This window comes from Sphingomonas sp. Leaf9 (genome assembly GCF_001421355.1).
GTDB lineage: Bacteria > Pseudomonadota > Alphaproteobacteria > Sphingomonadales > Sphingomonadaceae > Sphingomonas.
The window spans coordinates 161,508-183,487 of record NZ_LMKC01000004.1; the positions used below are offsets into that span (position 1 = coordinate 161,508).

Consider the following 21,980-nt stretch of genomic DNA (forward strand, 5'->3'; position numbering starts at 1 on the left):
CTGTGCGGGGCGGCACAAGGAGTCGCCGCCATGGACCATCGCAACGAACCGGCTCGGGCACGCCACCGGGCGCGGATCGCGCTCGACGAACGCACCTGCCGGATGATCTGCCCGATCGCCTCGGCGATGGTCGGCGTCTGCCTGACCGGCATCGGCCTGCTGCACGTCACCATCACGCTGCGCGCGCGCCAGACGGTGGCCGACGACCTGTTGTCGGTCGACGCGCTGCTGTTCCTGATCGCGACGCTCAGCAGCTATTTCGCGCTGCGCGTACAGGGCACGGCGCGGCTGCACTGGCTGGAGCGAATCGCCGATGCGACCTTCATCGCCGCGATGCTGCTGCTGACCGCCGCCTGCTTCATCATCACCTATGCGTTGAACCGGTAGCGGCCCGCCAACATTACCGATTGTTCAGCGCGCGCTGAACCCCCGGCAATTCGCCGTAAGCTATTTCCCCGGACATGAAGGGGAATCGAACGATGCGGGTGTGGAGCGGGATCGTGGCGGCGCTCGGCATGGCGGTGGCCCTGCCCGCCAGCGCATTTGCGCCGGGGGTGTCGCCCGCCGGCCTGTGGCTCAGCCCGCACAGCAACGTCGCGGTGCGCACCGCCCCGTGCGGCGCACGGCTGTGCGGCTGGGTGGTATGGGCCAGCCCCGCTGCCCGCGCCGATGCGAAAGACGGCGGGGTAGAACGGTTGCTCGGTACCGAACTGCTCGAAAACTATGCCGCCGATGGCAGCGGCGCGTGGACCGGCACGGTGTTCGTGCCCGACATGGGCCGCCGCTTCGCCTCGCGCATCGACCTGCCCAATGCCGACACGCTGCGGATTCGCGGCTGCCTGTGGGGCGGGATGCTCTGCCGCAGCCAGAACTGGTCGCGCATCGCACAGGTGCCCCATGGCTGAGCTGCGCCGCCTGCTCGATCGCTATCGCACGCCGATCGGCGTCCTCGTGGTGCTGGCGCTGATCGCGCTGGGCTTCGCCGCGCTCCAGCATCTGACACAGGAGATCCGCTTCGCCGATGTGCGCAGCGCGCTGCACGACCTGTCCGCGGCAAAGGTCGTCCTTGCGCTGCTCGCCACCGCCGGCAGCTATCTGGCGCTGACCTTCTACGACCTGCTGGCGCTCCACACCATCGGCCGCCCGCTGCCGTGGCGCACCGCGGCGCTCGCCTCCTTCACCAGCTATACGCTCAGCCACAATCTCGGCCTCGCCCTCCTGACCGGCGGGTCGGCGCGCTACCGCATCTACAGCGCCGCCGGCCTCGACGGCCCCGACGTCGCCCGCGTGGTCGCGATCGCCAGTGGCACCTTCTGGGCCGGGGTCGTCAGCGTCACCGGAGTCGCCCTGCTGCTGCACCCCGGGGCGCTCGACCTCGCCGGCCTCACCCTCTCGGCGACCGAGGTGCAGGTCGCCGGCTGGGCCATCGCCGCGCTGACCGTGGCGCTGCTCGGTGCCTGCGCGATCGTCCGCGCGCCGATCCGCCTGTTCGGCTTCACCCTGCCGCTGCCGGGACCGGGCCTGCTGCTGCTGCAGATCGGCATCGCGCTGGTCGATATCGCCTGCGCCAGCGCCGCGCTGTTCGTCCTGATCCCCGGCGCTGCCCCTGTGCTGCTGCCCGCCTTCATCCTCGCCTACACCCTCGGCATCGTCGCGGCGGTGGTGACCCATGTCCCCGGCGGCATCGGCGTGTTCGAAGCGGTCGTGCTGGCGGTCGTGCCCGTCGATCGCGCCACGCTGTTCGCCGCGCTGATCGCCTACCGCGTGCTCTATTACCTCTTGCCGCTCGGCTGCGGCGTACTGGTCCTCGCATGGCACGAAGGGGCACGCCAGCGGCGGCGGTCGAGCCGCTTCCTGTCGGGCATGCGCGCGGTTGCGACCGGAGTCGCCCCGCTGGCGCTCAGCGTCGCGACCTTCATGGCCGGCGCGATGCTGCTGCTGTCGGGTTCACTCCCCTCGGTCCGCGCCCGCATGGGGGACCTCGCCGCGATCCTGCCGCTACCGATGATCGAGGGCAGCTCGATCGCCGCCAGCCTGACCGGCACCGCGCTGCTGCTGCTCGCCCCCGCCCTCTATCGCCGGCTCGACGGCGCGTTCCTCGCCACCCGCATGCTGCTGATCGCTGCGGCGCTGTTCTCGATCGGCAAGGGGCTGGATTATGAGGAGGCGACCGCCTGCCTCACCGTCGCCGCCCTCCTGCAATGGACCCGCAGCGCCTTCTACCGCCGCACCGCGCTGACCGGGCAACCGGTCGGCCCCGGCTGGGTCGCGTCGGTCGCCGCCGTCATCGCGCTGACGATCTGGGCGGGTTTCTTCGCCTATCGCCACGTCGATTATTCCGAAAATCTGTGGTGGAAATTCGCGCTGCACAGCGACGCCCCCCGCTTCCTGCGCGCGACGCTCGGCGTCATCGTCATGCTGGCGGGCGCGTGCGTGTGGCGGCTGATGTCGCCGACCGCCGCGGCGGCGCGCAGCGCGCTGTCGGCGGTCGATTCGGCGACGATCCGCCGCATCCTGGCCAACGCCAACCGCACCGACACGATGCTGGCGCTGACCGGCGACAAACGGTTCCTGCTGTCCGACGCCGGCGACGCCTTCGTCATGTACCAGGTCCACGGGGCCAGCTGGGTGGTGATGGGCGATCCGGTCGGCCCGCGCGACGCATGGGGCGAACTGCTGTGGAATCTCCGCGACCTCGCCGACCGCGATCAGGGGCGGCTGCTGCTGTACCAGATTTCGTCGCCGGTCCTCGACATCGCGATCGGCATGGGGCTCAGCATCGTCAAATATGGCGAGGATGCGGTGGTCGACCTCACCACCTTTACCCTCGACACCCCCCGGCTGCGCGCGCTGCGCAAGTCGGAACGCGCAGTGGAGCGCAAGGGCGCGCGGATGCACATTGTCGGGGCATGCGAAATCGGTTCGGTGATGGCCGAACTCGAATCGGTCTCCGACGAATGGCTGGAGGCCAAGGCGCAGCGCGAAAAGGGGTTTAGCCTCGGCCATTTCGACCGCGCCTATCTGTCGTGCTTCGACGTGGCGGTGGTGACGATCGACGACCGCATCGTCGCCTTCGCGAACCTCTGGCTGACCGATAACCGCAAGGAAGCCTCGGTCGACCTGATGCGCCATCGCTCCGACACGCCGCCGGGCACCATGGACTTCCTGCTCGTCAACCTGATGCTGTGGGCGCAGGCGCAGGGTTACGCCCGCTTCTCGCTCGGCATGGCGCCCTTGTCGGGGATCGAGGATCGCCGCCTCGCCCCCGCCTGGGCCAAGGCGGCGGCGTTCATCTTCCGCCATGGCGAACGCTTCTACGGTTTCCGCGGTCTTCGGACCTACAAGGAGAAGTTCGCGCCGGGGTGGGAGCCGCGCTACATCGCCGGCCCCGGCGGCATCGGCCTGCTGCGGGGGCTTCGCGACCTGTCCCGCCTGATCGCCCGGCCCCAGCCCGCGCTCTACCTGCCCCCCGCCCCTGCTGCCGACCGGCTTGGCGTCGAACCGAAAGTACCCCAGTCATGAACCGTATCGACCGTCGTCGCCGCCTGCGCCGTCGCCTTGGCATCGGCGCGCTGCTCGCCGGGCTGCTGGTGCTGCTCGGCCTTGCCGCGCCGGCGCTGCACCTGATCGACAGCGAGTCGCTGCGCCTGTTCGACGGGGGGAAGAAGCATCCGTCGGTCGTCGCGGTCTATATCTCGGGCGACATGGGACTGCGCTTCGGCCTTGGCAGCGAAGTCGTTCCCGCGCTCGCCGCCCACGGCATACCGGTCGTCGGCGTCAGCTCGCCGGTGAATTTCGGCACGCGCAAGACCCGCGAACAAGTCGACGCCATCGTCACGAACGCGATCCGCACCGCCATGGCGCGCACCGGGGCGCAGCGGGTGATCCTGATGGGCCAGTCGTTCGGCGCCGACATGGTGTCGGCCACCGCCCCCGACCTGCCCGCCGACCTGCGCGCGCGAATCGCCGCGATCAGCGTCGTCGTACCCGCGCAGACCGTCTATTTCCGTTCCGACCCCACCGGCATCCTGTACCACGGCACCCCTGACGCCCGGCCGACCGCGACGATGCGCGCGCTCCACTGGGCACCGGTCATCTGCATCTACGGCCGCGAGGAAGAGGAAAGCCTGTGCCCGACGCTGCGCGGCAGCCATGCGCAGGTCGTCGGCCTGCCTGGCGGCCATTTCCTGCACCATGACGACCAGCTGGTGATCGCCACCATCCTCGCCACGCTGCGCATGGCCGACCCCGGCATTCTGACCTGATTGTCTTGGCCTGATTATCTTGGCCTGATTTTTTGTGCAGCGCACCCAAGATCGCCTTGATCCGGACAAAACGTCCACTTAATAAGGATCGCGCCGCGACAGGGACGGCGCGAGACTGCGGATCAGCGACCGATGAGCGAGCAACAGCACGACGACCAGCCGGCACAGGACACCGCCGCGCCCAAGCGCGGGAACGGCCGGGCCAAATATATCCTGATCGCGCTGGTCGTGGTCGCGGCGGTCGTCGGCATCTGGTGGTATCTCGATTATCAGAACAACGGGAAATTCCTGCAGGAAACCGACGACGCCACGGTCCAGGCCGACATGGTGACCATTGCGCCCAGGGTATCGGGCTATGTCGCCGAAGTGCTGGTGGGCGAAAATCAGGATGTGAAGGCTGGCCAGCCGCTGGTCCGCATCGATCCCCGCGACGCCCGCGCGCAGGCGGCACAGGCCGAGGCGCAGATCGCGGTCGCCGGCGCGCAGGCCGACACCGCCCGCGCGCAGATCACCGAACAATATGCCGCGATCGACCAGGCCCGCGCCCAGCTGGCCGCCGCGCGCAGCAAGGCCGCCTATTACGCGGGTGAGGTCGCGCGCTATCGCCCGCTCGCCGCATCGGGTGCCGAAACCCGCCAGACGCTGGCCCAGCTGGAGGTGACCGCGCGCCAGTCGGCCGATAACGTCCGCGCCGCCGAAGCCGCGGTGGCCGCGCAGCAGCGCCGCGTCGGCTCGCTCCAAAGCCAGGTCGCGCAGGGCCGCGCACAGGGACAGGCCGCCCGCGCACAGCTCGCCGCCGCCAGCGTAGATGTCGGCGCGACCCAGCTGACCGCACCGATCGCCGGGCGCATCGGCGACAAGACGGTGACCATCGGCCAATATGTGCAGGCCGGCACGCGCCTCATGTCGGTCGTGCCGCTCGACCGGCTCTATATCACCGCCAATTTCAAGGAAACGCAGCTCGCGCTGATGCGGCCGGGCCAGCCGGTTGAGATCGAGGTCGACGCGCTGGACGGCGTGCCGATCGAGGGCCGCGTCGAAAGCCTGGCGCCGGGCACCGGCGCGCAATTCTCGCTGCTGCCGCCGCAGAATGCGACCGGCAACTTCACCAAAATCACGCAGCGCGTGCCGGTGCGCATCTCGATCGCCGCGACGCCGGAGGCGCGCCGCCTGCTAGTGCCCGGCCTGTCGGTATCGGTGACGGTCGACACCCGCACGGCGCGCGACGACCTGAAGAAGCTGCGCGAGCAGGCGGAGCGCTGATATGGCCAGCGCGGGCGTGACCACCGCCCCGCCGCCGCAGCAGCGGGCCGACCTCGCGGCATGGCTGGCGGTGATCGCGGGCAATCTGGGCGCGCTGATGGCGACGCTCGACATCTCGATCGTCAATTCCGCGCTGCCGACCATCCAGGGCGAAATCGGTGCCAGCGGGACCGAGGGGACGTGGATAGCCACGGCGTATCTGGTCGCCGAAATCGTCATCATCCCCATGGCCGGCTGGTTGCAGCGGATGCTGGGGATGCGGACCTTCCTGCTGATCGCCGCCGCGCTGTTCACGCTGTTCTCGGTGGTGTGCGGCATAGCCACCACCCTGCCGATGATGATTGTCGGCCGCGTGGGACAGGGGTTCACCGGCGGGGCGATGATCCCGACCGCGCAGACGATCATCGCCCAGCGCCTGCCCCCGCACCAGCAGCCGGTCGGCATCGCCGTGTTCGGCGTGACCGCGATCCTGGGGCCGGTGCTCGGACCCTTGGTCGGCGGCTGGCTGACCGAGAATATCAGCTGGCACTATGCCTTCTTCCTCAACATCCCGATCTGCGCGATCCTCGTCACCCTGCTGCTGGTCGGGCTGCCGCATGAAAAGGCGAAGCTGCACCTGTTCCGCGAGGCGGACTGGCTGGGCATCGCCGGCCTTGCGCTGGGCCTCGGCGGCCTGACCGTGTTCCTCGAGGACGGGCAGCGCGAACAATGGTTCGATTCCGAACTCATCCGCTGGATGGCGTTCACCAGCGCGGTCGGCTTCGTCCTGCTGTTCTGGGGACAGGCAACCGCGAAACGCCCGATCATCAAGCTGAAGCTGCTGCTCGACCGCCAATTCGGCGCGGTCGCGCTGATGGGCATCGTGCTGGGCGTCGTCCTGTACGGCACCAGCTATGCCATCCCGCAGTTCCTGGCCGCGCTCGCCGACTATAATGCGTTGCAGGCGGGGAAAGTCGTGCTGCTGTCGGGCATCCCCAGCCTGATCCTGATGACGATGGTCCCGATCCTGCTGAAGCGGATCGACATCCGCATCGCGGTGTCGATGGGCCTGCTCATCATGGGCACCGCCGCGCTGCTCGACGCCAGCCTCACCGCGCAATCCTCCGGCCCCGACTTCACCGTATCGCAGCTGCTGCGCGGCGTCGGCCAGATCCTGTGCATGCTGTTCCTCAGCCAGGCCTGCGTCCGATCGGTCCCGCCCGAGGATGCCGGCGACGCGTCGGGCCTGTTCAACGCGTTCCGGAACCTCGGCGGCAGCTTCTCGCTCGCCGGCATCTCGATCCTGCAGGACCAGCGGATGTATTTCCATTCGCGCCGGATGGAGGAGACGCTGAACGCCAACAGCCCCGATGTGCAGCACTATATCGCGCAACTGGGGCAGGCGGTCGGCGACCCGGCGGTCGGGTTGCGGCTGCTCGCGCAACAGATTTCGGCCGAGGCGCTGACGATGACCTACAACGACATCTTCTGGATCATGGGCATGGGCACCTTCTGCGTCCTGCCCCTCGTCCTGTTCCTGCGACCTCTGCCAAAAGGCGCCAAACCGGCGACGGTGCATTGATGACGACGCGAAGCCTTTCCCTGACCGCCCTGCTGCTGCTCGGCGCCTGCACCGTCGGCCCGGACTATGCCGGCCCGCCCGCCACCGCGTCGGACGCGGTTGCGCGCGGGACATTCGCCCGCGCGGCCGACCCGGCCTTCACCCCCGCCCCCGGCCTGGCGCGCTGGTGGGAGGGGCTGAACGACCCGCTGCTTGACCGGCTTGTCGACGATGCGCTGGTGCACAGCCCCAGCATCGACCTGGCCGTCGCCCGCGTACGCGAAGCGCAGGCCCAGCTGTCGCAGCAGCGCGCCGCGCTGAAACCCAGCGCCAGCGCCAACGCCACGGTCATCGGCGCCGAACTGCCCCCGATCCAGCCGGGCAGCGGCAGTACGCAGGTCGAATTCTACAATGTCGGCGCCAACGCCAGCTGGGAGCTCGACCTGTTCGGCGGGGGCCGCCGCAGCATCGAACAGGTCCGCGCGACCGGCGACGCACGCCTAGCCGATCTGGCCGATGTGCAGGTGTCGCTGTCGGCCGCCGTCGCGCAGGCCTATGTCGCGCTGCGCGACGTCCAGGCCCGCATCGCCTTGAGCGACGCGACCACCCGCCTGCAACAGCAGCAGCTGACCCTCACCCGCCAGCGCCTTGCCGCCGGCACCGCGTCGCAACTGTCGGTCGAACGGCTCCAGACCCAGCTGGAAAATACGCAGGCCCAGGCGATCCCGCTCGCGGCACAACGCGACGAATATCTAAACCAGCTGGCGGTGCTGACCGGCCGCACCCCCGGCGCGCTCGATGCGACGCTGAAGCCCGTCGCGCCCGTGCCGCTGCCCCCGGCGCAGGTCGCGGTCGGCGACCCCGCATCGCTGATCGCGCACCGCCCCGATGTGCGCGCCGCCGAACGCCAGCTCGCCGCCAGCACCGCCGGGATCGGCGTGGCCAAGGCGCGCGCGCTGCCCGGCATCCGCTTCCTGGGGCTGCTGGGCCTTGGCGGCACCTCGCCTGGCGACATCTTTGACCTCGGCAACATCGCCGCCATCGCCGCGCCGTCGCTCAGCTGGTCGTTCCTCGACTTCGGCAAGAACCGCGCCGCCACCCGCGTCAGCGAGGCGCAGCGCGATCAGGCCGACGCGACCTATCGCAAGACCGTGCTCGACGCGTTGCAGGACGCCGAGACCGCGCTGTCGCGCTACGGCAACAGCCGCAAACAGCTGGGCCAGCTGGTGCAGGCGGAGGCGACCGCGAAGCGCGCCACCGCGCTCAACCGCCAGCGGGTGACGGCGGGCACCACCACGCTGATCGACCAGCTCGACGTCGAACGCCAGCAACTGTCGGCGACAGCTGCGGTGACGCAGGCCCGCGCCCAGCTGACCCAATATTATATCGCGGTGAACAAGGCGCTGGGCCTAGGCTGGACCGATCCGGTCAGCGCGGACGCAGGCCGTTCAGCAACAGCCGCAACGCCGTCTGCACCTGCGCGCTGACTTCGGCGTCCGACAGGAACGGGTGCACCAGGCTGCTCGCCATGCGGATCGTCAGCACCAGGTCGCGCGGCGAAATATCGTCGGCGACCTCGCCGCGCGCCTGCGCCGCGATCAGCGCGGGGGCGAGGATGCGCTCCATCCGCCCGCGCAGCTCCTGAAACCGGTCGATATTGGCGTAGTCGAGGTGCAGTTCGGCAGCGATCCGCGCGAACAGCGCCAGCGATTCCGCCCCTGCGCGCACCAGCCGCTCGATCGTCTCGGCGATCGGCAGGTCGGGGTCCAGCATCGCCTCGAACCGATCGGCCCCGCGCGAAAAGATCGCCAGCGCCAGCGCCGCCCGATCGGGAAAATTACGATACAGCGTCGCACGCCCGACGCCCGCGGCGGCGGCGATCGTCTCCAGCGGCACGCCATAGCCATGGGTCGTGAAGCAATCGGCGGCAGCGGCGATCAGCGCATTGCGGCGAAGCGCGGCATCGCGGCGCGGCGCGCGGGTCGGCCGGGGATCGGCAGCGTGGGTCATCGCGTGGCTGTATCGGGAAATGGCAGCGACGTCATGGGGCCGTGCTTGCTCCCCCGCCCCTTTCGTCACTCCCGCGAAGGCGGGAGTCCATAAACGCTGACGTTTCGGCAGGATTCGCAGCGGCTGCGTTTATGGGTTCCCGCCTGCGCGGGAACGACGAGTGGGGGAGCCCCCGCCCCCCCCCACCGCCCCGAACTGGCATCCCCCGCACCAACCGACTACACGCCGCCCATGCCCCACGCCGCCGCCCCCGCAGCACCCGCGACCGCCCGCGCCGAACTGGCCGCGACGCTGCGCCTTGCCGCGCCGCTGGTCGGCGCGAACCTGTTGCAGATGGCGGTCTATGCCGTCGACGTGGTGTTCGTCGCGCGGCTGGGCGAGGTCGAACTCGCCGCCGCGACGCTGGGCGTCTATGTCTACAGCGTCATCCTGTTCGCCCTGTCCGGGCTGGTCGGCGCCGCCGCGCCGATCATCGCCGCCGAACTGGGCCAGCGCCGTCATGCCGTGCGTGAGGTGCGTCGGTCGTTCCGCATGGCCGCCTGGATCGCGGTCGTCGGCAGCATTCCGTTCATGGCACTGATGGCGCATGGCGAATCGCTGCTGCTGCTCGCCGGACAGGATGTGCGGGTCGCGGCCCGTACCGACGCGTTCCTAGATATCCTGCTCTGGGCATTGATCCCCGCGCTGGCCGGCACGGTCATGCGGATCACCGCCTCGGCACTCGGGCGGCCCGGCTGGGCGATGGCGATCACCGCGATGGGGCTGGGCGTCTCGATCTTCGTCAACTGGCTGCTGGTGTTCGGCAATCTCGGTTTCCCCGCGCTGGGGCTGGAGGGGTCGGCGATCGCCAGCCTCGCGACGGCGAGCACGATGATGCTCGCCTATGCCGCCGTCCTCGTCATCGACCGGCGGCTGCGGCGCTTCCGCCTGTTCGGCAACTGGTGGCGCGGCGAAGGCGTGCGGCTGCGCCAGATCTTCGTGCTGGGCGTGCCGATCGCCGCGACGATGACGTTTGAAGGGGCGCTGTTCTCCGCCGCCGGGTTCCTGATGGGCCGGATCGGCGTGACCGAGGTCGCGGCCCACGCCATCGCGCTGCAGATCGCGGCGTTCCTGTTCCAGGTGCCGTTCGGTATCGCGCAGGCGGCGACGATCCGCGTGGGGCTGGCCTATGGCGCGCGCGACCGGTTGTGGATTTCCCGCGCGGGCTGGTCGGCGCTGGCGGTCGGCACCGGCTTCATGGGGTTCACCGCGCTGACCCTGTGGCTGTTCCCGCGCGCGTTCCTGTCGGTCTATGTCGATGTCGATGCGCCGGCCAATGCGGCAATGATCGCGCTGGCGCTGCAATATCTGGCGATCGCCGCGATCTTCCAGCTCGCCGACGGGGCGCAGGCGGTGGCGGCGGGCGTGCTGCGCGGGGTGCAGGATACGCGGCTGCCGATGGTCATCGCGCTCATCGGCTATTGGGCGGTCGGCTTTTCCGTGTCGGTGGCGCTCGGCTTCTGGACGCCGCTCGCCGGGGTCGGCATCTGGATCGGCCTCGCCTTCGGGCTGCTGGTCGTGGCGCTGTTGCTGGTCGATCGCTGGCGCCGGCGCGAGAAACTGAGGCTGGTTCGGCCCGTCTGAACCCGGCCACGCTCCGGCTGCAAAATTGTTCCACCGCGCCTTGACGCTCGCTGAACGCCTCCACATATCCGGGGCGCTGGCACTCCCTTGGGGCGAGTGCCAAGACCTGTTCAGTTAACGCAAAAGGGAATCGCGCATGAACTTCCGTCCGCTGCACGACCGCGTGCTCGTCCGCCGCGTCGAAGCCGAAGAGAAGACGCTCGGCGGGATCATCATCCCCGACACCGCCAAGGAAAAGCCGCAGGAAGGCGAAGTCGTCGCCGCCGGCGCCGGTGCCAAGAACGACAAGGGCGAGGTTTCGCCGCTCGACGTCAAGGCCGGCGACCGCATCCTGTTCGGCAAGTGGTCGGGCACCGAGGTCAAGGTGAACGGCGAAGACCTGCTGATCATGAAGGAATCGGACATTCTCGGGATCGTCGGCTGAACGACCGACCCTGATCCGGTCGCACTTGCGTGGCGAGTGTGACTTTTGTGAACTTTGACATTTGGAAAGGGTAGCCACCATGGCAGCCAAGGACGTAAAATTCGGTCGTGACGCCCGCGAACGCATCCTGCGCGGCGTCGACATCCTCGCCGACGCGGTGAAGGTGACACTTGGGCCGAAGGGCCGCAACGTCGTCATCGACAAGTCGTTCGGCGCGCCCCGCATCACCAAGGACGGTGTGTCGGTCGCCAAGGAAATCGAACTGAAGGACAAGTTCGAGAACATGGGCGCGCAGATGGTGCGCGAAGTGGCCTCGAAGACCAACGACATCGCGGGCGACGGCACCACCACCGCCACCGTGCTGGCGCAGGCGATTGTCCGCGAAGGCATGAAGTCGGTTGCCGCCGGCATGAACCCGATGGACCTGAAGCGCGGCATCGACATCGCCGTGACCAAGGTGGTCGAGGACGTGAAGTCGCGCTCGAAGCCCGTGTCGGGTTCGGCCGAAGTCGCGCAGGTCGGCATCATCTCGGCCAATGGCGACCGTGAAGTCGGCGAAAAGATCGCCGAAGCCATGGAAAAGGTCGGCAAGGAAGGCGTCATCACCGTCGAAGAGGCCAAGGGTCTCGAATTCGAGCTGGACGTCGTCGAAGGCATGCAGTTCGATCGCGGCTACCTGTCGCCGTACTTCATCACCAACCCTGAAAAGATGCAGGTCGAACTGAACGACCCGTACATCCTGATCCACGAGAAGAAGCTGTCGTCGCTGCAGGCGATGCTGCCGATCCTCGAAGCGGTGGTGCAGTCGGGTCGTCCGCTCCTGATCATCGCCGAGGATATCGAAGGCGAAGCGCTGGCGACCCTGGTCGTCAACAAGCTGCGCGGCGGCCTGAAGGTCGCAGCGGTCAAGGCACCGGGCTTCGGCGATCGTCGCAAGGCGATGCTGGAAGACATCGCGATCCTGACCAAGGGCGAAGTGATCTCGGAAGACCTCGGCATCAAGCTCGAGACCGTGACGCTCGGCATGCTCGGCACCGCCAAGCGCGTGACGATCGACAAGGACAACACCATCATCGTCGACGGTGCCGGTGAAGCCGACGCGATCAAGGGCCGCACCGATGCGATCCGTCAGCAGATCGAAGTCACCTCGTCGGACTATGACCGTGAAAAGCTGCAGGAGCGTCTGGCGAAGCTCGCCGGTGGCGTCGCGGTCATCAAGGTCGGCGGTGCGACCGAGGTCGAGGTGAAGGAGCGCAAGGACCGCGTCGACGACGCGCTGCACGCAACCCGCGCAGCCGTCGAAGAAGGCATCGTCCCCGGTGGCGGCACGGCATTGCTGTACGCGACCAAGGCGCTCGACGGCGTGACCGGCGCGAACGACGACCAGACGCGCGGCGTCGACATCGTCCGCAAGTCGCTGACCGCGCTGGTGCGTCAGATTGCACAGAATGCCGGACATGACGGTGCGGTCGTCTCGGGCAAGCTGCTCGACCAGGACGACACCTCGTTCGGCTTCAACGCATCGACCGACGTGTACGAGAACCTCGTCGCCGCCGGCGTGATCGACCCGACCAAGGTCGTCCGCACCGCGCTGCAGAACGCGGCCTCGGTCGCCGGCCTGCTCATCACCACCGAAGCGACCGTTTCGGAACTGCCGGACGACAACAAGAGCGGCGCAATGCCCGCCGGCGGCGGCATGGGCGGCATGGGCGGCATGGACTTCTGATCGAATGTGGCCTGCGCGAGCGATGGCTCGCGCAGGACGCACATCGATCCGGCCGGCGGGTGCCTGTCACCCGACCGACGCGCGGCGGCTTTGCCGTCGCGGGATCAAGCCTCAAGAAAAAGGCCGGAAGGGACACCCCTTCCGGCCTTTTTCACGTCAACCATATCCAGGTTAACGACCCGGCAATCCCAAGCGGTTACGCCGACCGCGAAGGGATTTCCACGACGATGCGACCAGGATGCAAGGGCTGCCGCGAAGACCAGCCCGATTTCGCGATCGCCATGGCGTTCCAGCCGATCGTCGATGCCGACACCGGCCTCCCCTTCGCGTTCGAGGCACTGGTGCGCGGCAAGGGCGGCGAAGGCGCAGCACAGGTGCTGGCGCAGGTCACGCCCGACAATCGCTACGCCTTCGACCAGCAATGCCGGACAGCTGCGATCGAGGGCGCTGTCGCGGCCGGCATCCTGTCGACCGGCGCCCGACTGTCGATCAACTTCCTCCCCAACGCCGTCTATTCCCCCGTCGCCTGCATCCAGGCAACCCTGGCGGCGGCGCGCACCTCCGCCTTTCCGACCGACCGGCTGATCTTCGAATTCACCGAGAATGAGGAGATGGGCGACACCGACCATGTCCGCAACATCGTCGAAACCTATCGCGCGATGGGCTTTGCCACCGCCCTGGACGATTTCGGTGCGGGCCATGCTGGACTCGGCCTGCTCGCCAATTTCCAGACCGACTATCTGAAGCTCGACATGGATCTGATCCGCGGCATCGACGTCAGCGTCCCCCGCCGGCTGATCGTCGAGGGGATGGTGCGGATCGCGACCTCGCTCGGCATGGACGTCATCGCCGAGGGGATCGAGACGCCGGCAGAATATGCCGTGCTGCGCGACCTCGGCATCCGCTATATCCAGGGCTATCTGCTCGCCCGCCCCGGCTTTCGCGTCCTGCCCGATATCCTGCTGCCGGCAACCCCGCTCGCCGCCTGATCGCTACCGCGCCGGCTTCCACAGCTGCGTCTGGCAGAAGAACGCGATGCAGCCCTGCACCTTCAGCGACCCGTCGGCGTTCCTCGACACGATCGACTTGTAGCTCTTGCCGTTGCGCGGATCGTAGATGCGCCCGCGCCAGTCGCTACCGGCATCGGCAAAGCCCGACAGGATTGGCATGCCGAGGATCGGCCGCGTCCGCAGCGCCGGGTCGCTGTTGTTCACATCGGTCGTCGGCGCGCCGGGGGTAGCCTTCACAATACGGACCAGCCGCCCGCACAATTTGTCACCGCAACGCGTGACCTCGATCACGCCCGCGCCATCCTCGGTCAGATAGCGTCCGGTGATCGGCGTCGCGGCGAGCGCCGGGGCCGCCAGCGCGACCGCCGTTACCGCCAGCGCGCGAGCGATCACTTGAAATTGTCCGCATAGGCCTGCAGCTTCAACGTCCGCTCGGGTGCCGGAATGACATGGAATGCGATCCCCTCGCGCGTCGCATAGTCGGTGGCGGCGTCGAGCGACGGGAACTTCAGCTTCACCTGCTCGCGCGTATCGCCCGATCCCGCCCAGCCGGTCAGCGGATCAGCCTGCTTCGGCTCGGCCGGCTCGAACTCCAGCATCCAGGTGTGCGTCTTGGCGCGACCCGACTGCATGGCGTTCTTGGGAATCTGGTAGATACGGGCGTTGGGCATGGACGATACCTCGTAAGCGATCGCTGGTTCGCGCCCTGCATAGCAAAGCCCACGCCGCTTTCCAGCAGAGTCGCGCACGCAGATCATGCGAATCATTGTTTGCTGGCGGAACTGACGGCGGTGGTGGTGGATTTTTTAGCGGTTGCTCGGCCACAGGCCAGCATTTCCGCCAAGTCCGCCCGCTATTGCACTTGCGATCTATTATCAATAAAGGTCGCTTTAGGGTTGTTTCTCGCAGGAAAAGGCCGTAAAGCCCCGCGCGTCGCGGCAGGACCGCGTCCGAACTTGCTACGGAGAGAGACGTCTTGGCTCGCAAGAAGATCGCGCTGATCGGCGCTGGCAACATCGGCGGGACCCTCGCCCACCTCGCCGCCCTCAAGGGGCTGGGCGATATCGTTCTGTTCGACGTGGTGGAAGGCGTGCCGCAGGGCAAGGCGCTCGACCTGTCGCAGTGCGGACCCGTCGAAGGGTTCGACGCGACGATCACCGGCACCAACGACTATGCCGACATCGCGGGCGCAGACGTCATTATCGTCACCGCCGGTGTCGCGCGCAAGCCCGGCATGAGCCGTGACGACCTGCTCGGCATCAACCTGAAGGTGATGAAGGCCGTCGGCGAGGGCATCAAGAACAACGCCCCCGACGCATTCGTCATCTGCATCACCAACCCGCTCGACGCGATGGTGTGGGCGCTGCGCGAGTTCAGCGGCCTGCCGCACAACAAGGTCGTCGGCATGGCCGGCGTCCTCGACAGCGCGCGCTTCAGCCACTTCCTGGCGGACGAGTTCAAGGTGTCGGTGAAGGACGTCAACAGCTTCGTGCTGGGCGGCCACGGCGACACGATGGTCCCTGTCCTCGAATATTCGACCGTCAGCGGCATCCCGGTCACCGACCTGATCGCGATGGGCATGTCGACCCAGGAGCGCGTCGACGCGATCGTCAAGCGCACCCGTGGCGGCGGCGGCGAGATCGTCGGCCTGCTCAAGACCGGCTCGGCCTTCTACGCGCCCGCCACCAGCGGCATCGCGATGGCCGAAGCCTATCTCTACGATCAGAAGCGCGTCCTGCCCTGCGCGGCGCACCTGTCGGGTGAATATGGCGTCGACGGCCTGTATGTCGGCGTGCCCGTCGTGATCGGTGCCGGCGGCGTCGAGAAGATCGTCGAGGTGAAGCTGGGCGATGAAGCCAAGGCGAACCTTCAGGTCTCGGTCGATGCGGTCAAGGAATTGCTGGTTGCCTGCAAGGGGATCGACGAGAGCCTCGCCTGACAAATACCGTACCCCCGCGCAGGCGGGGGTCCAGGGTGACGGAGCGTAATGCTCGTGGCTCTGTATCCCCGCCTGCGCGGGGATACAAGAAGGGCGGCGGATGAAGGCCGGGTTCGTCTACATCGTCGCCAGCCGACGGAACGGAACGATCTATACCGGTTCGACCAGCAACCTGATCCAGCGCGTTCATCAGCATCGTAGCGGTACGGTTGAAGGATTTACGAGCGAACACGACTGCACCCTTCTGGTCTGGTACGAATGCCATGACGATCTGCAGGAAGCGCGGCTTCGCGAACGGCGGATCAAGAAATGGAACCGTGACTGGAAGTTGCGGCTGATCGAAGAGAATAACCCCGGCTGGCACGATCTGTTCGGACAGCTGACCTGATTTTCGCTCCGGCAACGGGGCACGCAAGGGAAACGAAGATGAGCATCCTCGTCAACAAGAACACCAAGGTCATCACCCAGGGGATGACCGGCGAAACCGGCAGCTTCCATACCAAGGCGGCGCTGGAATATGGCACGCAGATGGTCGGCGGCGTGACGCCGGGCAAGGGCGGTTCGGAGCATCTGGGCCTGCCGGTCTACAACACCGTCGCCGAAGCCAAGTCGAAGACCGGTGCCGACGCCTCGGTCATCTACGTTCCGCCGCCCTTCGCCGCCGATTCGATCCTCGAGGCGATCGACGCCGAAATCCCGCTGATCGTCGCGATCACCGAAGGCATTCCGGTGCTCGACATGGTGAAGGTCAAGCGCGCGCTGTCGGGGTCGAAGTCGCGGCTGATCGGCCCGAACTGCCCGGGCGTGCTGACGCCGGGCGAGTGCAAGATCGGCATCATGCCGGGTTCGATCTTCAAGAAGGGTTCGGTCGGCGTCGTCTCGCGCTCGGGCACGCTGACCTATGAAGCGGTGTTCCAGACCTCGAAGGCCGGCCTTGGTCAGACGACCGCCGTCGGCATCGGTGGCGATCCGGTCAACGGCACGAACTTCATCGACGTGCTCGAACTGTTCCTCGCCGACGACGAAACCCAGTCGATCATCATGATCGGCGAGATCGGTGGCGATGCGGAAGAACAGGCCGCGCAGTTCCTGATCGACGAGGCCAAGCGTGGCCGCAAGAAGCCGATGGCCGGCTTCATCGCGGGCCGCACCGCCCCTCCGGGCCGTCGCATGGGCCATGCCGGCGCGATCGTGTCGGGTGGCAAGGGCGACGCGGAAAGCAAGATCGCGGCGATGGAAGCAGCAGGCATCAAGGTCGCGGCATCGCCCAGCGAACTCGGCTCGACGCTGCTCGAAGTGCTGAACGGTTGAACGAACGTGCCCTGCGCGGCGTTCGCGCGGGGCACGTCCCGGTTGGACCGGGACTGAACGACAGGAAGTGACCATGGGCTACGAAGGCCAGGATTTCGACATCGCCGCCGGCGTCAGCCCGGCATTCGTGGAAACGCTCTATGGTCGCTACCGCGAGGACCCCTCGTCGGTCGACGCCGGCTGGCGCCAGTGGTTCGACGGGTTGGAGGGTGCCACCCAGCACCCCAGCTGGCAGAGCAAGCGCTGGCCGCTGAGCGACACCGACGAGCTGACTGCCGCGCTCGACCCGACGCAGATGGAGCCGGCGCCCAAGCCCGCGCGTGGCGGCAAGCCCGCCCCGGCCGCCGCTGCCCCTGCCGCCCCCAAGGTCGATGTGGCCAAGGCCGCCGGCGACGCGATCCGCGCGCAGCTGCTGATCCGCACCTATCGCGTGCGCGGCCACCTTGCCGCCAATCTCGATCCGCTGGGCCTCGCCCGTCGCGAGCTGCCCGACGATCTGCGCACCGAATATTACGGCTTCTCCGACGCGGAAGTCGACACGCCGGTGTATCTCGGCGGATCGCTTGGTCTGGAATGGGCGACGCTGCGCGAAATCGTCGACATCCTGCGCGCCAATTACTGCGGCAATGTCGGCCTCGAATATATGCACATCGCGGACGTGGAGGAGCGCAAGTTCCTGCAGGACCGGATGGAAGGCCGCGACAAGGCGATCCAGTTCAGCCCCGAAGGCAAGCGCGCGATCCTCGCCAAGGTCATCGAGGCGGAACAGTGGGAGAAGTTCCTCGGCCGCAAATATGTCGGCACGAAGCGCTTCGGCCTCGACGGCGGTGAATCGATGATCCCGGCACTCGAAGCGGTCATCAAGTACGGCGGCCAGCTTGGCGTGCGCGAGATCGTGTACGGCATGGCGCACCGTGGTCGCCTGAACGTGCTGACCAACGTGATGGCCAAGCCGTTCCGCGTGCTGTTCCACGAATTCGCCGGCGGCAGCGCCAACCCGGACGATATCGGCGGCTCGGGCGACGTGAAGTATCACCTCGGCACCTCGACCGACCGCAGCTTCGACGACGTGTCGGTGCACATGTCGCTGGTCGCGAACCCAAGCCACCTCGAAGCGGTCAATCCGGTCGTACTGGGCAAGGTGCGCGCGCAGCAGACCTTCCGTGGCGACCTCGAAAAGCACGAGCAGGTCCTGCCCGTCCTGATCCATGGCGACGCGGCATTCGCGGGCCAGGGGATCGTGTGGGAATGCCTCGGCTTCTCCGGCATCCGTGGCTACAACACCGGCGGCTGCGTCCACTTCATCATCAACAACCAGGTCGGCTTCACCACCAGCCCGCAGTTCGCGCGCTCGTCGCCCTATCCATCGGACGTGGCGAAGGGCGTGCAGGCGCCGATCTTCCACGTCAACGGCGACGATCCCGAGGCGGTGACCTTCGCCACCAAGATGGCGATCGAGTTCCGCCAGCAGTTCAAGCGCGATATCGTCATCGACATGTGGTGCTATCGCCGCTTCGGCCATAACGAAGGCGACGAACCGTCCTTCACCCAGCCGCTGATGTACGCCAAGATCAAGGGCCATCCCGGCGTCAGCGAAATCTATGGCAAGCGGTTGCAGGAAGAAGGCGTGATCGACGGCGAGTTCGTCGCCGCCAAGACCGCCGAGTTCACCCAGCTGCTGGAAGGTGAGTTCGAAAGCGCCAAGAGCTACAAGGCGAACCGCGCCGACTGGTTCGCCGGGCGCTGGTCGGGGCTGCACGCACCGATGGATGCCGAAGGATCGCGCCGTTCGGTCGATACCGGCATCGAACAGAAGCTGTTCGATTCGATCGGCCGCACGCTGACGACCGTTCCCGACGACCTGCAGGTCCACAAGACGCTGACCCGCGTGCTCGATGCCAAGCGCGGCATGTTCACCAGCGGCGAGGGCTTCGATTGGGCAACGGCCGAGGCGCTGGCGTTCGGTTCGCTGTTGTCGGAAGGCTTCGGCGTCCGCCTGTCGGGGCAGGATTCGGGTCGCGGCACCTTCTCGCAGCGGCACGCAGTGTGGGTCGACCAGAGCGACGAGCACAAGTTCGTGCCGCTCCAGACGATCGAGCATGGCAGCTTCGAAGTGCTTGACAGCCCGCTGTCCGAATATGGCGTGCTCGGCTTCGAATATGGCTATGCACTGGCAGACCCCAAGGCGCTGGTGATCTGGGAAGCGCAGTTCGGCGATTTCGCCAACGGTGCGCAGATCATGATCGATCAGTTCATCGCGGCGGGCGAAGCCAAGTGGCTGCGCGCCAACGGCCTCGTGATGATGCTGCCGCACGGCTATGAAGGCCAGGGTCCGGAGCATAGCTCGGCGCGTCTCGAACGCTTCCTGCAGCTGTGCGCGGGCGACAATATGCAGGTCGCCAACGTCACCTCGCCGGCGAACCTGTTCCACCTGCTGCGCCGGCAGATGCACCGCAACTTCCGTAAACCCCTGGTCATCATGACGCCCAAGTCGCTGCTGCGACACAAGATGGCGGTGTCGAAGACCGAGGACTTCCTGCCGGGTACGCACTTCAAGCGGCTGCTGTCCGATCCGTCGGCCCCGGCGGATGCGAACACGACCCGTCTGGTGCTGTGTTCGGGCAAGGTCGCGTTCGACCTGATCGAAGCGCGCGACGCGGCAGGCGATACGTCGACGCAGATCGTGCGCGTGGAACAGATTTATCCGTTCCCATCGGACGCGCTGGTCGCGCGGCTGCGCAAGCTGCCCAACCTGACCGACGTGGTCTGGGCACAGGAAGAGCCGAAGAACAACGGTTCGTGGTTCCTGACCGAACCGGCGATCGAGGAAGCGCTGGCCGAGGCCGGATCGCCGGTCGCCCGCGCCCGCTACGCCGGTCGTGCGGCAGCGGCATCGCCCGCCACCGGCCTGATGAAGCGTCACCAGGCCGAACAGGGCGCGCTGGTCGCCGATGCGCTCGGCCACAATGTGCGCGACGAAATCCGTCGTACCCGCCAGTCCGAAAGCGCAGCCGCCGCCGATAAGGTCGCGAAGGCCGCGTCGTAACCCAATGTGCTCGCCCCGGGTGGGGCAGAGGAGAAATATCCGATGGCTACCGAAGTTCTGGTCCCCACGCTGGGCGAATCGATCACCGAAGCGACGCTGGGCGAATGGTTGAAGAAGCCCGGTGAGGCGGTCGCCGCCGACGAACCGATCGCGTCGCTCGAAACCGACAAGGTGTCGGTCGAAGTGCCCTCGCCGGTCGCCGGCGTCATGGGCGCGCACGCGGTGCAGCCGGGCGACACCGTGTCGGTCGGCGCGATGATCGCGACGATCGAATCGGGCGACGGCGCCGCCGCTGCCCCCGCCGCCGCGCCGAAGGCCGATGCCGCGCCGGCACCCGCCGCCGCCCCTGCCCCGGCCGCTGCACCGCAGGCCCCGGCCGCCGGCGACACCAATGTCGACGCCGCCGCTTTGTCGCCGTCGGTGCGCCGCGCGATCCTGGAGCATGGCGTCGACCCGGCCAAGGTGAAGGGCACCGGCCGCGACGGTCGTATCACCAAGGAAGACGTCGTCGCCGCCGCGGGTGACAAGTCGGCCGCCGCCGCACCTGCCGCTGCGGCTGCTCCGGCCGCCGCCGCGCCTGCCGCCGCCGCTGCGCCGACCCGTGGCGAAGAGCGCGTGAAGATGACGCGCCTGCGTCAGACGATCGCCCGCCGCCTGAAGGAAGCGCAGGATACCGCAGCACTGCTGACCACGTTCAACGACGTCGACATGACGGCGGTGATCGAGGCGCGCGCGAAGTACAAGGACCTCTTCGAAAAGAAGCACGGCGTCCGCCTCGGCTTCATGGGCTTCTTCGTGAAGGCCGCGACGATGGCGCTGAAGGACATCCCATCGGTCAACGCATCGATCGAGGGCGATGAGATCGTCTATCGCGACTATGCCGATATCTCGGTCGCCGTGTCGGCACCGGGCGGCCTGGTCGTCCCCGTCATCCGCGACGCCGACAAGCTGTCGGTCGCAGGCGTCGAAAAGACGATCGGCGACTTCGGCAAGCGCGCCAAGGACGGCACGCTGAAGATGGACGAGATGAAGGGCGGCACCTTCACCATCTCGAACGGCGGCGTGTTCGGGTCGCTGATGTCGACCCCGATCATCAACCCGCCGCAGTCGGCGGTGCTCGGTCTCCACCGCATCGAGGAACGCCCGGTCGTCCGTAACGGTCAGGTCGTGGTGCGCCCGATGATGTACCTGGCACTCAGCTACGACCATCGCCTGATCGATGGTCGCGAGGCGGTGACCTTCCTCGTCGCGCTGAAGAACGCGATCGAGGACCCGACGCGCCTGCTGATCGACCTGTAAGGAACGGACGAGCACCGATGGGCATGGTGATCTATCTGCGTCGGGCCGGCGATGCCGACATCGACCGGCTGGTCGCCGACCCATCGGTGTTCGAGGATTTCCTGTTCGAGGAAGGCGTCGAGAATCTCGACTTCCTCGATCTGGGCGAAGCGTGGCACGCGGTCCATTATCTGCTGACCGGATCGGCCGACGATATCGGCCACACGCTGGGCATCATCATCGCCGCGTTGCCCGAACTGGGCGCGGACGAGCATGGCGAAGGCGGGATCGGCCTGATCGCGCCGCCGCTGATGAAGGCGTTCGCCGACGCACTCGACAAAGTGGACGATACCACCCTCGCCCGCCGTTTCGATGCCAGGGCAATGTCGAAGGCCGATGTCTATCTGGCCGACACCTTCGGCAGCGCGGATGCGCTCGATTATGTGATGCAGGGCATTCCCGCCCTGCGCCAGTTTGCGGCACAATGCCGCCGTACCGGCGACGGCGCGATCCGCGTGATCGCCCACAACGACTAGGACGGGATA

The 21,980-nt window shown here is 67.4% G+C and carries 20 protein-coding genes; 17 read left to right on the plus strand and 3 right to left on the minus strand.

Annotated features, from left to right (window positions below):
• Nucleotides 1-30 precede the first annotated feature (30 nt).
• The 7 genes from ASE58_RS11705 (at nt 31) to ASE58_RS11735 (ending at nt 8,555) form a co-directional block, all read left to right on the plus strand.
• The gene (locus ASE58_RS11705; protein WP_055757689.1) at nt 31-387 is read left to right on the plus strand and encodes a hypothetical protein; all 357 of its coding nucleotides are present in this window, start codon (nt 31-33) and stop codon (nt 385-387) included.
• Nucleotides 388-461: 74 nt separating this feature from the next.
• Nucleotides 462-905: a DUF2147 domain-containing protein gene (locus ASE58_RS11710; RefSeq protein WP_235515920.1), complete on the plus strand. Its 444-nt coding sequence runs from the start codon at nt 462-464 to the stop codon at nt 903-905.
• Nucleotides 898-3,522 (plus strand): bifunctional lysylphosphatidylglycerol flippase/synthetase MprF, encoded by a 2,625-nt coding sequence (mprF, locus tag ASE58_RS11715; RefSeq protein ID WP_055821472.1) that lies wholly within the window; start codon nt 898-900, stop codon nt 3,520-3,522. The genes ASE58_RS11710 and mprF overlap by 8 nt, the downstream gene beginning before the upstream one ends.
• Nucleotides 3,519-4,265: an AcvB/VirJ family lysyl-phosphatidylglycerol hydrolase gene (locus tag ASE58_RS11720; RefSeq protein ID WP_055757683.1), complete on the plus strand. Its 747-nt coding sequence runs from the start codon at nt 3,519-3,521 to the stop codon at nt 4,263-4,265. The genes mprF and ASE58_RS11720 overlap by 4 nt, the downstream gene beginning before the upstream one ends.
• A 132-nt stretch (nt 4,266-4,397) precedes the next feature.
• Complete coding sequence (locus tag ASE58_RS11725) at nt 4,398-5,528, plus strand: HlyD family secretion protein (RefSeq protein WP_055821475.1); 1,131 nt, start codon at nt 4,398-4,400, stop codon at nt 5,526-5,528.
• Nucleotide 5,529: 1 nt separating this feature from the next.
• Nucleotides 5,530-7,089, plus strand: coding sequence for an MDR family MFS transporter (locus ASE58_RS11730; RefSeq protein WP_055757679.1), 1,560 nt, complete (start codon nt 5,530-5,532; stop codon nt 7,087-7,089).
• Nucleotides 7,089-8,555 (plus strand): efflux transporter outer membrane subunit, encoded by a 1,467-nt coding sequence (locus ASE58_RS11735; RefSeq protein ID WP_055821478.1) that lies wholly within the window; start codon nt 7,089-7,091, stop codon nt 8,553-8,555. Before ASE58_RS11730 ends, ASE58_RS11735 begins: the two co-directional genes overlap by 1 nt.
• Here ASE58_RS11735 and ASE58_RS18445 read toward each other — a convergent pair.
• Nucleotides 8,497-9,078, minus strand: a complete 582-nt coding sequence (locus tag ASE58_RS18445; protein ID WP_055821480.1) for a TetR/AcrR family transcriptional regulator — start codon at nt 9,076-9,078, stop codon at nt 8,497-8,499. The two genes, ASE58_RS11735 and ASE58_RS18445, sit on opposite strands and share 59 nt — an antisense overlap.
• Nucleotides 9,079-9,309: 231 nt before the next feature.
• On the opposite strand from ASE58_RS18445, the gene ASE58_RS11745 reads away from it, so the two are divergent.
• The 4 genes from ASE58_RS11745 to ASE58_RS11760 all read left to right on the plus strand — a co-directional run bounded on the left by ASE58_RS11745 (nt 9,310) and on the right by ASE58_RS11760 (nt 13,840).
• Nucleotides 9,310-10,701, plus strand: a complete 1,392-nt coding sequence (locus ASE58_RS11745; RefSeq protein ID WP_055821483.1) for an MATE family efflux transporter — start codon at nt 9,310-9,312, stop codon at nt 10,699-10,701.
• Nucleotides 10,702-10,837: 136 nt separating this feature from the next.
• On the plus strand, nt 10,838-11,125 hold the full coding sequence (gene groES, locus ASE58_RS11750; protein WP_055757672.1) for a co-chaperone GroES: 288 nt from the start codon (nt 10,838-10,840) through the stop codon (nt 11,123-11,125).
• 79 nt (nt 11,126-11,204) lie between these two features.
• Nucleotides 11,205-12,851, plus strand: coding sequence for a chaperonin GroEL (gene groL, locus ASE58_RS11755; protein ID WP_055821486.1), 1,647 nt, complete (start codon nt 11,205-11,207; stop codon nt 12,849-12,851).
• Nucleotides 12,852-13,078: 227 nt separating this feature from the next.
• Nucleotides 13,079-13,840 (plus strand): EAL domain-containing protein, encoded by a 762-nt coding sequence (locus ASE58_RS11760; RefSeq protein ID WP_235513603.1) that lies wholly within the window; start codon nt 13,079-13,081, stop codon nt 13,838-13,840.
• Nucleotides 13,841-13,843: 3 nt separating this feature from the next.
• Here ASE58_RS11760 and ASE58_RS11765 read toward each other — a convergent pair whose 3' ends face one another.
• Together ASE58_RS11765 and ASE58_RS11770 are read right to left on the minus strand one after the other, a co-directional pair.
• Nucleotides 13,844-14,254 (minus strand): DUF2147 domain-containing protein, encoded by a 411-nt coding sequence (locus ASE58_RS11765; protein ID WP_055821489.1) that lies wholly within the window; start codon nt 14,252-14,254, stop codon nt 13,844-13,846.
• Nucleotides 14,251-14,532, minus strand: coding sequence for an ETC complex I subunit (locus ASE58_RS11770; RefSeq protein ID WP_055757665.1), 282 nt, complete (start codon nt 14,530-14,532; stop codon nt 14,251-14,253). Before ASE58_RS11770 ends, ASE58_RS11765 begins: the two co-directional genes overlap by 4 nt.
• A 305-nt stretch (nt 14,533-14,837) precedes the next feature.
• Here ASE58_RS11770 and mdh point away from each other — a divergent pair, with 305 nt between their 5' ends.
• From mdh to ASE58_RS11800, 6 genes are all read left to right on the plus strand, one after another.
• Complete coding sequence (mdh, locus tag ASE58_RS11775) at nt 14,838-15,800, plus strand: malate dehydrogenase (RefSeq protein WP_055821492.1); 963 nt, start codon at nt 14,838-14,840, stop codon at nt 15,798-15,800.
• A 100-nt stretch (nt 15,801-15,900) separates the two neighbouring features.
• Nucleotides 15,901-16,188 carry a GIY-YIG nuclease family protein gene (locus ASE58_RS11780; protein WP_055757659.1) on the plus strand — a complete coding sequence of 96 codons (288 nt, stop codon included), beginning with the start codon at nt 15,901-15,903 and terminating at the stop codon, nt 16,186-16,188.
• 38 nt (nt 16,189-16,226) lie between these two features.
• Nucleotides 16,227-17,111 (plus strand): succinate--CoA ligase subunit alpha, encoded by an 885-nt coding sequence (sucD, locus tag ASE58_RS11785; protein WP_055821494.1) that lies wholly within the window; start codon nt 16,227-16,229, stop codon nt 17,109-17,111.
• Nucleotides 17,112-17,184: 73 nt separating this feature from the next.
• Complete coding sequence (locus tag ASE58_RS11790) at nt 17,185-20,157, plus strand: 2-oxoglutarate dehydrogenase E1 component (protein ID WP_082467990.1); 2,973 nt, start codon at nt 17,185-17,187, stop codon at nt 20,155-20,157.
• 42 nt (nt 20,158-20,199) lie between these two features.
• Entirely contained in the window at nt 20,200-21,456 is a 1,257-nt protein-coding gene (gene odhB, locus ASE58_RS11795; protein ID WP_055821501.1) for a 2-oxoglutarate dehydrogenase complex dihydrolipoyllysine-residue succinyltransferase, read from the plus strand.
• 17 nt (nt 21,457-21,473) lie between these two features.
• On the plus strand, nt 21,474-21,971 hold the full coding sequence (locus tag ASE58_RS11800; RefSeq protein WP_055821503.1) for a YfbM family protein: 498 nt from the start codon (nt 21,474-21,476) through the stop codon (nt 21,969-21,971).
• Nucleotides 21,972-21,980: the final 9 nt, after the last annotated feature.